The following is a 14,239-nucleotide window of genomic DNA, read 5'->3' as shown; positions in this document are numbered from 1 at the left end:
GTCCTCCCCGCACCCGCGGGGGTCAGCCGCGGACCGTCCACCGGTAGTCGGTGAGCGGGCCGTCCTCCCCGCACCCGCGGGGGTCAGCCGCGGTTCGTGCTGCGCTACGACGTGGCTCCGGCGTCCTCCCCGCACCCGCGGGGGTCAGCCGCGGACCGTCCACCGGTAGTCGGTGAGCGGGCCGTCCTCCCCGCACCCGCGGGGGTCAGCCGCGGTTCGTGCTGCGCTACGACGTGGCTCCGGCGTCCTCCCCGCACCCGCGGGGGTCAGCCGCTGCCCAACGGCAAGTACGACAGCGAGCCGGGGTCCTCCCCACACCCGCGGGGGTCAGCCGGCGTTGTAGGTCTGGGCGTGGTTGTAGAAGCCGTCCTCCCCGCACCCGCGGGGGTCAGCCGATCTTTACCGCGAACATCGTGGAGTACGAGCGGTCCTCCCCGCACCCGCGGGGGTCAGTCGCGAGCTCGGCGGTGTACGACTTCCGGTCCATCGTCCTCCCCGCACCCGCGGGGGTCAGTCAGTTGTAGGACTGATCCTGCCTCACCTGACGGGGTCCTCCCACACCCGCGGGGGTCAGTCGGAGCAGCGCCGCGAGCGGCGTGCGGCTCAGGAGTCCTCCCCGCACCCGCGGGGGTCAGTCGGAGCAGCGCCGCGAGCGGCGTGCGGCTCAGGAGTCCTCCCCGCACCCGCGGGGGTCAGTCGACGTGCAGCGGGGCCGGCTGGTCGGTCACCGGGTCCTCCCCGCACCCGCGGGGGTCAGTCGGAGACATCCACCCATGACGATCACGCCGATCCGCCCTCCCCGCACCCGCGGGGGTCAGCCGACCTGTTCGCTGGTCATCGCGGAGGCTTCATCGTCCTCCCCGCACCCGCGGGGGTCAGCCGGACTTGCGAAGGACTTGGCGAAAGACCCTACGGTCCTCCCCGCACCCGCGGGGGTCAGCCGCGCCGGGTCAGCAGGCCGACGTGCGCACGGCGGTCCTCCCCGCACCCGCGGGGATCAGCGGGAGTAGTGCGGTCGATGCCGTGGCACTCCACCGTCCTCCCCGCACCCGCGGGGATCAGCGGGAGTAGTGCGGTCGATGCCGTGGCACTCCACCGTCCTCCGCGCACCCGCGGGGGTCAGCCGTTGGTCCCGTCCATACCCGGGGGTCAGCCGCACGAGCTTGCAGGGGAGTCGCTGGGACACGCGTCCTCCCCGACCAGCGGGCGGGGTACGGGTCCAGGATCAGAACAGGGAGATGGCCAGCGACCACACATCCGCCTCGGGAGTGGGGATGATGTGGTCGGCGGTGCCGATGATCAGGGTGGCGATCTCAGAGGCCGTGGTGTGGGTCAGGCCGCCGCAGGGGACGTAGAACCGCACCTGGATGGGGCCCTGAGCACAGGCCAGGTCGATGCCGCCCTGCTCGCCTCCAGCAGGCCACGCTGCGGCAGTGCGCCGCGCTGGCTGGGAACAAGGGCGTACCGCGCCTACGTCGGCCGGATCACCGCGTCACTCGGACACGCTGGCGGGGCGCACGGGAACCGGAGGGCGGTTGATCCACCGTTCCTCCTCCGTCCGGTCTCGCAGGGAGGCGACCAGCCAGGGCACGAGCCGAGGGGCCGGAACGGCGGCAATCTGCTCAAGCGGGTGCAGAAGGCCCCTTGCGCAGGGCTCCACTGTCCAGACCGCGAACTGGACGTTGGGGTAGGCCGGGTTGATGCCGATCTCCCCCTTGGGGCTGACGCCGTTGAACGGCGTCGAGATGCCCTTTTTGTTCCAGTAGGCCCACGCCTGCAGGGCCTTGGCCTGCTCGAAGCAGTGGTAGAGCTGCGGGTAGCGGTCGAGGAGCCGGATCTCCCGGAAGATCAACTGGCCGAGGAGGTGTGGTGCCGTCTCAGCCAGGGTGGCCAGGTCCGCCTCGTGGAACCTGAAGTCCCCGACGTCCTGGCGTGGAGTCAGAGACGTGGCGGCGAAGTGATGGGACAGGCGCCGGCGGACGTAGTCGGCCGCCGAGGCCGCCAGGCCGGGCTCGATGTGTCCGACGATGCCGAGGAGCCTGGCATGGTCCGGGTAGAACCGCCCGAGGTCGAAGAGCGTGCCCATCCCGTCCACGGCGGAGAAGGCGAGGTCCTTGTATAGCCGGTTGTTCATCTCCCCGCGGTCCGCGTACCGGCGGGTGGCCCGGCTGGTGGAGTGGAGCATCAGGTACTCGGCGACCGTCTCGAAGTACAGATACCCGAGGTAGGGGAAGACTGGAATCGCGGCGGCGAGCGCGTCGATGAACGGCCCGTCGGATGCCGCCCTGCCGCTCGCGTTGCGCAGGAGGGCGTCGAGGAACGGCGCGGTGACGCGCACACGGTCCGCGACGGACCACAGGACCCGGGAGTCCTCTGCGGCAGTGAGCACGTGCCGGAGCTCCTGGTAGGCGTGCAAGTGGATGCCGCCCAACCGCAGGTAGTCGATGCCCTTCCGTGGCGCCGGACCGTCGGGGGTCACCTCGATGGCCAGGGGAGTGCTGTTGTTCCGGCTCACAAGCCGGTTTCGGCTCTCCAGCAGGTAGGAGCCGAGGTTGTGTGGCCGCAGCGCTCCCCCGGGGAGTGGGGTGAGGGGTGAGCCGTAGATGGCACCGACCAGGCATCCGGTGGAGGCGAGCAGGTGGCCGCTGGAGCGGACAGCGTCCAGGGAACGGGTCAGATGCAGCAGGTAGACGGGGCCGCCAGAGGAGAGCGCGCCGAGCATGGCGTTGTCGCCCTCGCGCAGCAGGTGCCCGTTCGGGGTCTGGGTGAGACGGTGGTGCCAGTCGGCCTCGGTGTCGGCAAGGCCGGTGGGCACCGGGCGGTCGGGCGGGAAGGTGTAGTCGGTGTGCGCAAGATCCCACTCTGCGTGCATGGGGGTTCTCCTACTCGGGCATCACGGCCTGAAGCGCGTGCTCCAGGGCCTGGGCGTCGGTCGCGCCGTCGAGGTGGGCGTGTTCGCTGCCCACCACCAGGTCGTGGGCAAGCACCGGTGCCCAGACGGGAACCTGCAGCCGTAGGCGGCTGGGGTCGGGCCACCAACGGGCCAGCGGCAGCCGGTAGCGGTCGAGCGCGTCTGCGGCCTTGAGGAGGTCCACTGCCACCTGGTGCCACCGATAGGCGCGATCTTGATCGGCGGTGAAGGCGTGGTGCGGCACGTCGTGGAGGGCGATCGCAGTGATCGCCTCCGTTGTGGCCGCCGTCCCGAATGCCGCCTCTACGTCAGCGGTGTGCTCGGTGAGCCAGTCGGCGGCGCGCTGACCATGGCCGGGATCGTCGCGGTCGTTCAACCGCCGGCAGTCGTGGCAGGCCGCTGCAGCAGCGAGCGCCAGCCCCGCGTCCGGCGCGAGGCCGTGGCCGGCGGCGAGCAACTGCACGAGTACGGCGACCCGGGCGCCGTGGCGCACGCCGTGGATAGAGGCGGCGGTCTCCGTGCGGGCGAACCAGAGGACGTTCGCTACCAGCGGCAGCGGCCGGTGTGGCAGTCTGGGCCGGACACCCGCACCGGCGGGCCGGTGGCGGGCGATCCAGTCCAGCGTCGGCCGGTCCATGACCTGGTGGTCCGGCAGGCGGCCGGCGCTAGCCAGCTCGCGCAGCGACTGCCCGCCGCCGGGCCGGGGTGTCTGCGAGATCATGAAGGTTCCTCGAAGGGTCGGGTGCGATGGGCGTCACGCTGGGCGTGGTGGTGCTGACGATGGGAAACCGGCCTGCGGAGCTGACGGCGCTGCTGGAGTCGGTACGGGCTCAGGAGGGCGGCGACAGCGATGTTCGGACCGTGGTGCTCGGGCAGGGCGTGAAGCTGCCTGAGCTGCCGGAGTGGGTGGACGCCGTGGAGCTGCCGGAGAACCTCGGCATCCCCGGTGGCCGCAACGCTGGCGTCGAGCGGCTGCGTGAGCTGGGCGGCACGGACGTGCTGGTCGTCTTGGACGACGACGGGCTGCTGCCCCGCCCTGACACGTTCCGGCTGATCCGGGACGCCTTCGAGCAGGACGCGGAGCTGGGCATCGTCAGCTTCCGGATCGCGGACGAGACCGGGTTCACCCAGCGCCGACACGTCCCCCGCCTCGGCGCGAGCGATCCGCTGCAGTCCGGACCGGTCACCACCTTCCTGGGCGGCGGCCACGCCATCCGTATGAGCGTGATCGACCAGGTCGGCGACTTCCCCTCCCCGTTCTTCTACGCCCACGAGGAGACCGACTTCGCCTGGCGCGCGCTGGACGCGGGCTGGCGCATCGACTACCGCGCCGACATGGTGCTCCAGCACCCGCGCACCGACCCGGCCCGGCACGCCACCTACTACCGGATGACGGCCCGCAACCGGGTCTGGCTGGCCAAACGCCACCTGCCCGCCGTTCTGGTGCCGATCTACCTCACTTCCTGGGCGGTCTACACGCTGGTCCGCCGTCCGCCGCTGTCCGGGCTCAAGGCGTGGTGGTCCGGCTTTTTCGAGGGTGTTCGGACGGCCTGTCCGCCGCGTCGGCCGATGCGGTGGAGCACCGTGTGGCGGATGGCGAAGCTGGGCCGACCACCGGTGTTCTGACGGTCGGCCCAGCACGCCCCGTCAGGTCCAGACGGCGTGGAGGGCGTCGATGACGCGCTGCACGTCCGCAGCTGTCATGGCCGGGTAGCAAGGCAGGGAGAGCTGCCGGGCAGCGATCTGCTCGGTGACGGGCAGGCGGCACTCCAGGTAGCGGTAGGCGGAGAGGCGGTGCACCGGCTTGAAGTGCACGCTGGTGCCCACCCCGTAGTCGTCCAGGAGCATGCCGGCCACCGTGTCCCGGGTCCGGCCGCCCTCCGGTTCGATCAGCACGGCGTAGAGGAACCAGCCGTGCCGGACCCCGTCCAGGACGGTCGGCAGCCGCAGCCCGGGAAGGCCGGTCAGGGACCGGTCGTAGGAGGCGGCGATCTGGGCACGGCGCGCGGTGAAGTCGATGAGCTTGTGGAACTGCTGGATGCCGACCGCAGCCGTGATGTCCGGCATCGTGTACTTCAGGCCCGGCACGGTGACCTCGTAGTCGGCGGTGCGGCGCTTACCATGGCGCTGCCACACGGAGGAGTCGATGCCGTGCCGGCCAAGGAGGCGGGCGGCCTGGACGAGGTCGGCGCGGCCGACGATCATCCCGCCCTCGCCACAGGTGATGACCTTGTTGGCATAGAAGGAGAACACCGCCAGATCGCCGACGCTGCCCGCCCGAAGGCCGTCGCGCCAGGCGTGCAGAGCGTGAGCGGCGTCCTCGATCAGGATCAGGCCGTGGTCGTCCGCGATCTTGCGGAAGGCCAGGAGGTCGCAGGGCTGGCCGCCGTAGTGCATGACCACGATGGCCTTCGTCCTGGGGGTGATCGCCTGCTCCGCCGCCTCGGGGTCGAGGTTGAAGGTGACCGGGTCGACCTCGGTGAACACCGGGGTGCCGCCGCACTGGACGATAGCGTTCGGGGCCGCACAGAAGGTCAGGCTCGGGGTGATCACCTCGTCGCCCGCCTTGATCCCGGCGGCCAGCAGGGCAAGGTGGAGCGCGGCGGTGCACGAGGAGACGGCGAACGCCTCCTCCACACCGAGCGCGTCCTTCACCGCCACCTCGAAGCGGCCCGCCTTCGGGCCGGCCGTGAGCCAGCCCGAGCGCAGGGTGTCCAGAACCTCGGCCTCCTCCTCCTGCCCGAGCGAGGGCCGGTTCCACGACAGGAACGGGGAGGTGGCCGTCACGAGTGCCCCCACGCGGCCATGTACTCGGCCCGGTACCGCTGACACACGGAACTACGCAGGCGCCGCACCTTGCCGGCGGCGAAAGCCGCCGCCAGGCCTCGATGGTTGTCGTACTGCGGCTCCTCCGGGTCAGCGATCTGATGGGTCGCCAGGAGATCAGCGATCTCCTGCACCCCGTCCTTGAGGGTGGTGGAGCACGCCCCGGGGATGTGCCGCTGGAGCCGGGCGAAGCTCACCCGGTAGTCGCGGGCGTCGGCTTCGTCGCGCTCTGGCCCGCGCTGGATCTTCGACCCGGGCACGATGGCGGCCACGGTCTCGGCGATGTCGGCGATGGTGTGGTTCTCCTGGTTGCTGCCGACGTTCCACGCCCCGGTCAGGCTGCTGTCCAGGACGCCGGCGAGCACCCTGGCGACATCGCCGACGTGGACGAGCGGGCGACGCTGGCCGCCGCCGTTGAGCGGAATGCGCCCGGTGGCGACGGCGCGCGAAGCCATGGAGTTGACCACGGAGTCCAGACGCTGGCGGGGCGAGGAGCCGTGGACCGTCGCCAGCCGCAGGCTCGCCAAGGCGGTGACGCCCGCGAGCGCGTCGGGCAGGCGGCGTTCAGCGAGGACCTTCGTCCGAGCGTAGATCCCCAGCGGGTTCAGCTCGGTGTCCTCGTCCACGGTGTCCTCGTGGCTGCCGTAGACGCTGCACGAGGAGAAGAAGACGTACCGGCCGACACCCGCGCCGGCGGCGGCCTCGGCGGCGATCATCGGGGCGGCGTAGTTCAGCTCGACCGCCAGCTCCTCGTCCAGGCGGCAGGCGGGCTCACCCACGATGCCGCCCAGGTGGACCACAGCATCGGCGCCGTCGCAGACCCGGGCCAGCAGACCGGGGTCGCGCAGGTCTCCGTTGACGAACGTGGCGGCTCCGGGCAGGAGCCGGCCGGGGTCGTCGCCGCGGTCGTAGATCAGGCCGTCCACGACGGTCACGTGGTGGCCGAGCGAGACAAGGTGGTGGGAGGCGGCGGAGCCGATGTATCCGGCTCCGCCGAGCAGTACGACTCGCATGGGTCGGTTCCCTTCGGTCAGGCGGCCGGGGCGGTGAACCAGTCCGGGACGGCGTCCGGGGTGGTGGTGAGCCAGTGCACGTAACGGTCGATGCCTTCGGCGAGGGTGATGACGGGGCGCCAGCCGAGCAAGTCGGTGACCCGGCGGGTGTCGGCACACCCTCCGCGCGGGTCGCCCTCGGGCATCGGCGTCTCGACGAACGCGGCGCCGGGGTAGTGCGCGGCGATCAGCTCGGCGATCCGCCGGACCGAGGTGGGGATGCCGGTGCCGATGTTGACGGTCTGCCCGGCGGCCTGGTCGGTGACGAGGGCGAGGATGGTGGCGTGCGCGATGTCCTCGACGTGGACCATGTCACGGACCTGGTGGCCACCGCCGTTGAGACTCATCGGCCGGCCGGTGTGGGCGGACAGGGTCAGCCAGGGCACCATCCAGGAGTGCGAGCCGGGCTTGGGGATCTGCGGGTCGCCGTAGACCGAGAAGTACCGGACGATCGCGTACTCGGTGCCGCTGCTGCCGAGCATCAGGCGCACCTGATGCTCGCCCCACAGCTTGGTGTTGGCATAGACCGAGATCGGGGTCAGCGGTTGGTCCTCGGTGAACCGGGCCACCCCCTCCTCCGTCAGGGTGCCGTCGCCATAGACGGACGCGGAGGAGACGAACACCAGCCGTTTCACCGGCGAGGTCACCACGGCGTCCAGGACGGTCTGGGTGCCCTGGACATTGGCGGCGAAGGCGGTGTCGGGCCGGCGGGTGCAGGCGGCGACATCGGCGTACGCGGCGGCGTGGATCACGAAGTCCGCGCGGCCGGTGAGCCACTTCACGGTGGCCCGCTCGCGCACGTCGCCGAGGACGACCTTGGTACCGTGCCGGTCCACCCGGAACAGGTCGCGCACCGGGTGCGGGTAGGCATCGAACCGGTCCAGGACGATCGGCGTGGCACCGCAGGCGGTGAGCTGGGCGACGATGCGGCTGCCGACCAGGCCGCCGCCTCCGGTGACCAGTACGCACGCTCCGGTCAGCTCGCGCAGGCGCGGGTCGCAGTACATGTCGGCCATGAGGCATCGACTCCTCTGAGGTACGGGTTTGTGCAGTCAGTGAACATCCGGCCACGCTCAGGCGGTACGGTGATGGCCCGCTCATCCCGTTCAATCTGTTCAAGATCGCTTATGGGGGCGCGAGTTGACTGGACGTAAGGAGCCGAACCGGCAGCTGGCGGCGGTCATCGAGGAAGCCGGGTCGACGTACGAGGCCCTGGCCAAGGCGGTCCGCGGCGTCGCGGCGGAGGCCGGCGAGACCCTGCACACCTCGCGGTCGGCCGTGCTCTCCTGGGTGAGGGGCGGAACCCCGACCGGCAAAACCGCGGCCTATCTCGCGGAGGCTCTGACCAGATTGGCGAAGCGGAAGGTGACGACCGCCGAGATCGGTCTAGGCTTCCCGGCCATCGGGGAGGCCATGGCCCCTGATCCTCTGGCGACCGCTGCCGACCTCGGGAGACTTGTCATGTTCCACCGCCGGGACTTCCTCGCCCTCGCCTTCTCCACGGCCACCGTCGGGCTCCCGCTCACCTACGACCATCAAGCCGTCGCCGCCACGCTGCGGACCGCGGGGGGCGGTCGCCGAGCCGGAGCCGAAGAGGTTGCCACCGTCCGGCAACTCACCGAGATGTTCAGGACCGCTGACGAAAGGCTGGGCGGCGGCCACGGCCTGTCCACCGTGTCGTCCTACCTGGCGGATGCCGTCGTACCGATGCTCCAGGCCACGTTCCCCACCGAGGAGGTCCGGCGGAGCGCGTTCGGCGCGGCGTCCGAACTGGCGACCCTGGTCGGATGGAAGTGTCACGACCTCGGCCGCGAGGGCGCCGCCCAGAGGTTCTACCTCCTTGCCTACCAGCTCGCCTGCGAGTCCGACCCTGTAGGCCACGGCGCATGGATGATGCGGGCCCTCACCCACCAAGCCCTCGACCTGAGCCAGACCACGCACTGCGTCGAACTGGCCGAGGCCGCGCTCTCACGGGCCCGAGGAAAGGTCGATCGCAAGACGGAGGCGCTGCTGCTGGTGACAGCCGCCCGGGCGTACGGAGCGAGCGGCCACACCAAGAACGCCGCGGGAGCGCTCCTGGACGCCGAGGACGCCATGCTCGCCCGCGACGACCGCGTGCCCTCCTACGCCGCCGCCTCCGGCCCAGTCGCGGCCACCGTGGCATCGCACACGGGCAAGACTCTGACCGAGATGAACGACCACCGGGCCGCCGAACGGCACTACCGCGCGGCGCTGGAGGGCCGGGTGCCGGGCACGTACCAGCGGGTTCGCGGCCTGACTGTCGCGAACCTCGCCAAGTCCGTGGCCGCCCAGCACCGGCATGAGGAGGCCGTGATCCTCTGGAACCAGTGCCTGGACCTCATGGACGGCGTGGCGTCCGACCGTAACAAGAAAGAGTTGAAGACGGTGTGCTCGACCATGGCCGTCTACAGCAGGCGGGGAATCCCCGGCGCTCCGGAGCTCGCTCAACGAGCGGCCCACCTCGCGTCCTTGTGACATCGGATCAGAGAACGCCACCGGGTCCGCCGTCATCGTCCCGGTCTGCGGCGGCTCTGCGGACCGGCCCTGTCCGCGGGGACGATGGCCGCGGAGCGAGCAACGATGTGCTCGCGCAGTGCTGGTGAGCTCGGTGGGGCCGGCAGCGGCGCCGTGTTGCGGTCGCTCTCGTACTTGTTGACCTCGGCCAGGCGATGGAGGCGTCCCGCCGCTGCGACCCTGGTCCTCCGTTCTGCCTTCTCGTTCTCCTCTCCGCGTCGGCGGGGGATCAGCTGGCCGGCGCCCTCGAGTCCCGTGACGGGAGCTCCTCCTTCAATGCGTGGCCGGGTACGGGGACGAGTAGTGCGACCGCGGTCAGCCCGTCTCCAGGTGCCGCGCGATCCCCTCCCGCGCCGCGGCGGCCCGGGGGTCGTCGTACCCGGTCAGGAGGGCGAGTGCGTCCAGGCGGTGCCGGCGTGCCGCCTGGGGGTCGGTGTCCGTCAGGGCCGCGGCGAGGGCTGCGAGGGCGAGGGCCTCGTGCCAGGGGTCGGCGAGGTCGTGGTGGGTGGCGGCGGCCTGGCGCAGGAAGGCGGCGGCTTCGGTGGGGCGGTCGAGGAGGCGGTAGGTCTCGCCGGTGCCGTGCCAGGCCTGGGCTTCGCGGCTGCGGTCGCCGAGGCGGCGGTGGAGGACGGCGGATCGCTGGTAGGACTCCAGGGCGTCGGTGTGCTGTCCGTCGTCGCGCTGGGCGTCGCCGAGGGTGAGGAGCCAGAAGCCTTCGAGCCGGTGGTCCCTGAGGTTGAGGGCGATGTCGAGGGCGGCCTGGGCGGCGGCGAGCGCGCCGGCGGTGTCGCCGTCCTCGCGGCGGATGTCGCTGAGCAGGCGCAGGGCGTTGCCCTCGCCGCGCTGGTTCTTCAGCGCGCGGTGGGCTCTCAGCGCCCGGTCGACGGCGGCCGAGGCCTCGGGCAGGCGGCCGGCGCGGTAGTGGGTGCCGGCGAGGTTGGCGAGGGTGGTGGCCTCCCACTGCGCCTCGTCCAGGGTCCGGAAGGCGGCGAGTGCCCGCTCGAAGTGCCGTGCGGCGTCGTCGAGGCGTCTGCGGTGCAGGTGGACCAGGCCGATCAGGTTGAGGGAGTGCGCCTCGTTGAGCCGGTCGCCGAGGCCTCGCCAGAGCCCGAGTGCCGCGCGGTGGTGCTCCAGGCTGTCGTCGAGGGCGTTGATCCGGGTGTAGCCCATGCCGAGGTCGGTGTGCAGCAGGGCGCGGGCGTGGTCGTCCGCGAGGCGTTCGGCGGCGGCGAGGCCTGCGTGCCCTGCGGGGAGCCAGTCGGGGCCGGGGGCGGAGGGGGCCTGGGCGTTCCAGAGGACGGCGGCGAGCTGCCAGGTGCGGCGGTCCTCGCCCGCGCCGGCGGCGGTGTGGACGGCGTGCAGGAGGTTGGCGCGTTCGCGTTCGGCCCAGTCGACGGCGGTGTTGTAGTCGGGGAGGGCGGTCGGCTGGATCCCGTCGGTCGGCGGGTCGAGCGGGACGCGGGCTTCATTGGGGCGCAGTCGTCGCTGGGCGGCGTCCGCGGTGTGCAGGTACCAGTCGAGGACGCGGCGCAGGGCGGCGTGGCGTTCGTCGGGGGTCTCCTCGCGGTGGGCCTGGTCGGTGGCGTAGGCGCGCAGGAGGTCGTGGAACTGGTAGCGGTCGGGGGCGCTCTGTTCGACGAGGTGGGCGCCGACGAGGGAGTCGAGGAGTTGGCGGGTGCGGCTGGGGGTGAGGTGGGCGAGGGCGGCCGCGGCGTGGAGTCCGAAGTCGGGGCCGGGGTGGAGGCCGAGGAGGCGGAAGAGCCGGGCGACGTGGTCGGGTAGGGCGCGGTAGGACCAGGCGAAGACGGTGCGGACGGCGTCGGCGTCCTCGTCCTCGCCGACGGTGAGGGCGTCCCAGAGGGCGGATTCGTCGCGCAGGTCGGCGATGAGGTCGTCGAGGCCCATGTGGGGGAGGCTGGCGGCGCGTTCGGCGGCGATGCGCAGGGCCAGGGGGAGCCGGGCGCAGAGGCGGGCGAGTTGGACGAGCTGGTCCGGGTCGTCGTGGGGGCGGTGGTCGGCGGTGACGGCGCGCAGCAGGGCGACGGCCTCGGGTTCGGGGAGGGTGCCGAGGGTGAGGCGGCGGGCGCCGTCGCGGACGGCGAGGCCGGACAGGCGGCTGCGGCTGGTGACGAGGACGAGGCTGCCGGTGTTGCCGGGCAGTAAGGGGCGGACCTGGGCGGCGGTGGCGGCGTTGTCGAGGACGACGAGGACGCGGCGGTCGGCCAGGAGGGATCGGTAGAGGGCGGCGGCCGCGTCGGGGTCGGTGGGGACGGACGCGGCGGGGACGCCGAGGGAGGTGAGGAAGTGGTGGAGGGCTTCGGGGGCGGTGACGGGGCGGCCGGGGTCGTAGCCGCGGAGGTTGACGTAGAGCTGTCCGTCGGGGAAGCGGTCGCGGGCGTGGTGGGCCCAGTGCAGGGCGAGGGAGGTCTTGCCGGCGCCGGCGGTTCCGGCGATGACGATGACCGCGGCTTCGTGGTGGTCCGGGGTTTCCCGGGTGAAGGCGGTGTCCAGTTGGTGGAGTTCGTCGACGCGGTTGACGAAGCCGCGGACGTCGGCGGGCAGTTGGCGGGGCTTCGGTGCGGTGGCGGCGGGGTCGGCGGCGGGCCGGTGGTCGGGCGCGCGGTGGAAGTGGATTCCGCCGCGGATGTCCCGGGCCTGGACGAGGTCGTGGGTCGAGGACCCGGACACGGCGGAATGCGTGCGTCCGGGGCCGGCGGTGTTCCCGTCGTTCCCTTCGTTCTCGTCTGCCACGGTGCTCCGATGCTGCGCGGGTACGGGGGGCGGGAGGTGTGCCACTTCGCGGGCGAAATAGGAGTGCACGTCCTCGCCGACGCGGTAGAGATCCTTGAGGTAGTCCTCCCAGCGCAGGACGAGATCGGGATCCGTGTAGCGTACGGCACCGCCCGGGACGCCTGTTTCCGAATAGAGCACCCGATAGGCCGTGCGCCCGCCGAGAACGACGATTTCCGGCAGTGGACCGAATTCCTCGTCCCCGGAATCGGCGAGCGCCTCGGCGTCGACGATGCGGATACGCTCGCCGCATTCGGCGCGGATCCGCAGCGAGTGCAGCTCCCACTGCACGTACGCCGTCAGCGGTTTCCGGACCACCCGGACGCGGTGGAAGAAGGACTGGCGTTCCTCGTCCTGCCGCCCGATCTCGAGCAGCGCCGGGCGCCGGCCCTCCAGCAGGCGCAGCGCCTGGTCCCAATCACCCCGCAGCACGGCGGCCCAGCTGGCACTGCCCTGTTCCTCGAAGTGCTGGAGCCGCTCCAGCTTCCAGGAGTCCCGACCGCGGACGCGCGCGTCCCGCTCGCGGAAGTCGCGCTTGTAGTCCTGGCGGGCGAGGGTCTCGCCCCACTCGGGCCGCAGCTCGGGGACCCGCCGATCAGGCATCCGTGATGTCCGCTTTCGCCGTGCTCAACATGAGGCCGGGAATGACGACGAGCCGCTCGCCCGGGCCGAGGGCGACACCGTCGGGGAGCCGGTCGCTGTAGTGCTCCGTGAGGTCGCGTCCGATCACGGCGATATCACCGTTGGAGAGCTGCCAGATGTCCGGGCATTCGTCGCGACCTTCGGACGTCCCGAGATCTTTCGCGGATTTCCCCAGACGCTTCTCGAGCGAAGCGGAAGGATCGGCTTCCCATCCACGAACCATGCCTGCCCCCCAGTGATATTGCTCCCGGCACGGAGCCGCGGGGTCAGCATCGTACACCTGGCGACAGGCCAGGGGAATATTCCGTACATTCGCCATGTACTCCTAAATGATCACCATTGCGGCATAATCGACCTTGTTTACGGCACTATTCGGCCATGGTCGGGCCGCGCGCCGGGCGGGGCGAACGGCTGCGGCGGACACACCCGGGCCGGGAGCGGCCCTGTCCTCCTATGCACGAACAAGACGGGCGCGCCTGACCGCGCTAGACCACGTCCCGGTTGCATCACCTGGGGGCCCGATGCCATAGGGCGTGGCAGAATCTCGAGAGCCCTTTGACACCTCAACGGTTCATCGACACCATGCGAGACACTCGTGTGGGCACAACGCGGCCGACAATGCGAAGAAATGTCAAAGCCGCCACAGACGCCCAGGTCGCGAAGGGTCCTCCCCGCACCCGCGGGGGTCAGCCGTGGTCGTTGACCCGCAACCGCCCGGTCCGGTTGTCCTCCCCGCACCCGCGGGGGTCAGCCACCGGTCTGGCGGGCCCAGGTCATCCAGCGGGTGTCCTCCCCGCACCCGCGGGGGTCAGCCGGCCAAAAACGACACGGGTTCAACGGGCAACGTGTCCTCCCCGCACCCGCGGGGGTCAGCCGGTCGCCCAGATGTCGACCGGGCTGGACGACCTGTCCTCCCCGCACCCGCGGGGGTCAGCCGTTGAGCATCACGGTCTCCGGGCGGTTCAGCTGGTCCTCCCCGCACCCGCGGGGGTCAGCCGTGATGTGACATGGCCAGTTCCGCTAGCTCGCGGTCCTCCCCGCACCCGCGGGGGTCAGCCGGCCTTCACCGTCCACGGCGCGCGCGCCATCCTGTCCTCCCCGCACCCGCGGGGGTCAGCCGCTGACCACGAACCCGGGTGTGTGGGTGATGTCGTCCTCCCCGCACCCGCGGGGGTCAGCCGCGCATGGTTCCGGCTACTCAGGCTGTTTACGAGTCCTCCCCGCACCCGCGGGGGTCAGCCGTCTTCCTCGCCGATGACCTCGCCCGTGTCGTCGTCCTCCCCGCACCCGCGGGGGTCAACCGACGTCAGGCCCTTTGGCCGTCGAGATCAGCGCGTCCTCCTCGCACCCGCGAGGGTCAGCCGTTCAAGCCGAACAAGGCCGGTAGCCGCTCAATGTCTTCCCCGCACCCGCGGGGGTCAGCTGGGCTGCGCACGGGTGGGGGTGAGGGCGGACTTGTCTTCCCGGCACTCGCGGGGGTAAG

At 71.5% G+C, this 14,239-nt stretch carries 10 protein-coding genes and 3 CRISPR repeat arrays (1 of these 13 running past the window's edge); of the genes, 2 read left to right on the top strand and 8 right to left on the bottom strand.

All coding sequences use genetic code 11. The features are described 5' to 3' along the window. A CRISPR array of direct repeats spans positions 1 to 517; the repeat unit is 29 nt; unit sequence GTCCTCCCCGCACCCGCGGGGGTCAGCCG. A gap of 91 nt (positions 518 to 608) precedes the next feature. Further along, a CRISPR array of direct repeats spans positions 609 to 1,126; the repeat unit is 29 nt; unit sequence GTCCTCCCCGCACCCGCGGGGGTCAGCCG. A 99-nt stretch (positions 1,127 to 1,225) separates the two neighbouring features. The 3 genes from ACZ6Y7_RS26580 to ACZ6Y7_RS26570 form a co-directional block, all read right to left on the bottom strand. Further along, complete coding sequence (locus ACZ6Y7_RS26580) at positions 1,226 to 1,363, bottom strand: hypothetical protein (RefSeq protein ID WP_465760445.1); 138 nt, start codon at positions 1,361 to 1,363, stop codon at positions 1,226 to 1,228. Between the two features lie 129 nt (positions 1,364 to 1,492). Continuing rightward, on the bottom strand, positions 1,493 to 2,872 hold the full coding sequence (locus ACZ6Y7_RS26575; RefSeq protein ID WP_465760444.1) for a hypothetical protein: 1,380 nt from the start codon (positions 2,870 to 2,872) through the stop codon (positions 1,493 to 1,495). Positions 2,873 to 2,882: 10 nt separating this feature from the next. After that, positions 2,883 to 3,632, bottom strand: a complete 750-nt coding sequence (locus tag ACZ6Y7_RS26570) for a hypothetical protein (protein ID WP_465760443.1) — start codon at positions 3,630 to 3,632, stop codon at positions 2,883 to 2,885. A 26-nt stretch (positions 3,633 to 3,658) separates the two neighbouring features. Here ACZ6Y7_RS26570 and ACZ6Y7_RS26565 point away from each other — a divergent pair, with 26 nt between their 5' ends. Next, positions 3,659 to 4,537, top strand: coding sequence for a glycosyltransferase family 2 protein (locus ACZ6Y7_RS26565; RefSeq protein WP_465760442.1), 879 nt, complete (start codon positions 3,659 to 3,661; stop codon positions 4,535 to 4,537). A 21-nt stretch (positions 4,538 to 4,558) separates the two neighbouring features. Here ACZ6Y7_RS26565 and ACZ6Y7_RS26560 read toward each other — a convergent pair whose 3' ends face one another. The 3 genes from ACZ6Y7_RS26560 to ACZ6Y7_RS26550 are packed head-to-tail and all read right to left on the bottom strand — an operon-like array spanning position 4,559 to position 7,805. Further along, positions 4,559 to 5,698, bottom strand: a complete 1,140-nt coding sequence (locus ACZ6Y7_RS26560) for a DegT/DnrJ/EryC1/StrS family aminotransferase (RefSeq protein WP_465760441.1) — start codon at positions 5,696 to 5,698, stop codon at positions 4,559 to 4,561. Next, a complete protein-coding gene (locus ACZ6Y7_RS26555; RefSeq protein WP_465760440.1) occupies positions 5,695 to 6,750 on the bottom strand; it encodes an NAD-dependent epimerase/dehydratase family protein in 1,056 nt (351 codons plus the stop codon). Before ACZ6Y7_RS26555 ends, ACZ6Y7_RS26560 begins: the two co-directional genes overlap by 4 nt. Before the next feature lie 17 nt (positions 6,751 to 6,767). Then, positions 6,768 to 7,805 (bottom strand): NAD-dependent epimerase/dehydratase family protein, encoded by a 1,038-nt coding sequence (locus ACZ6Y7_RS26550; RefSeq protein WP_465760439.1) that lies wholly within the window; start codon positions 7,803 to 7,805, stop codon positions 6,768 to 6,770. Between the two features lie 124 nt (positions 7,806 to 7,929). On the opposite strand from ACZ6Y7_RS26550, the gene ACZ6Y7_RS26545 reads away from it, so the two are divergent. Beyond that, positions 7,930 to 9,285: a tetratricopeptide repeat protein gene (locus ACZ6Y7_RS26545; protein WP_465760438.1), complete on the top strand. Its 1,356-nt coding sequence runs from the start codon at positions 7,930 to 7,932 to the stop codon at positions 9,283 to 9,285. A gap of 354 nt (positions 9,286 to 9,639) precedes the next feature. On the opposite strand, the gene ACZ6Y7_RS26540 is transcribed toward ACZ6Y7_RS26545, so the two are convergent. Together ACZ6Y7_RS26540 and ACZ6Y7_RS26535 are read right to left on the bottom strand one after the other, a co-directional pair. Then, complete coding sequence (locus ACZ6Y7_RS26540; RefSeq protein ID WP_465760437.1) at positions 9,640 to 12,717, bottom strand: ATP-binding protein; 3,078 nt, start codon at positions 12,715 to 12,717, stop codon at positions 9,640 to 9,642. Then, positions 12,710 to 12,979: a hypothetical protein gene (locus ACZ6Y7_RS26535; protein WP_465760449.1), complete on the bottom strand. Its 270-nt coding sequence runs from the start codon at positions 12,977 to 12,979 to the stop codon at positions 12,710 to 12,712. The genes ACZ6Y7_RS26540 and ACZ6Y7_RS26535 overlap by 8 nt, the downstream gene beginning before the upstream one ends. Before the next feature lie 441 nt (positions 12,980 to 13,420). Continuing rightward, positions 13,421 to 14,239: direct repeats of the CRISPR family, unit length 29 nt; unit sequence GTCCTCCCCGCACCCGCGGGGGTCAGCCG (it continues 3 nt past the right edge of the window).

This window comes from Kitasatospora sp. NPDC053308, from assembly GCF_055585785.1.
Note: the sequence above shows the minus strand (reverse complement) of the source record. Positions and strands in the feature narration are given on the sequence as shown.

What these genes read in the sequence shown, in the direction of transcription:
- ACZ6Y7_RS26575 (WP_465760444.1), bottom strand. Translation starts at nt 2,872, where the DNA reads ATGCACGCAGAGTGGGATCTTGCGCACACCGACTACACCTTCCCGCCC.
- ACZ6Y7_RS26570 (WP_465760443.1), bottom strand. Translation starts at nt 3,632, where the DNA reads ATGATCTCGCAGACACCCCGGCCCGGCGGCGGGCAGTCGCTGCGCGAG.
- ACZ6Y7_RS26565 (WP_465760442.1), top strand. Translation starts at nt 3,659, where the DNA reads ATGGGCGTCACGCTGGGCGTGGTGGTGCTGACGATGGGAAACCGGCCT.
- ACZ6Y7_RS26555 (WP_465760440.1), bottom strand. Translation starts at nt 6,750, where the DNA reads ATGCGAGTCGTACTGCTCGGCGGAGCCGGATACATCGGCTCCGCCGCC.
- ACZ6Y7_RS26550 (WP_465760439.1), bottom strand. Translation starts at nt 7,805, where the DNA reads ATGGCCGACATGTACTGCGACCCGCGCCTGCGCGAGCTGACCGGAGCG.
- ACZ6Y7_RS26540 (WP_465760437.1), bottom strand. Translation starts at nt 12,717, where the DNA reads ATGCCTGATCGGCGGGTCCCCGAGCTGCGGCCCGAGTGGGGCGAGACC.
- ACZ6Y7_RS26535 (WP_465760449.1), bottom strand. Translation starts at nt 12,979, where the DNA reads ATGGTTCGTGGATGGGAAGCCGATCCTTCCGCTTCGCTCGAGAAGCGT.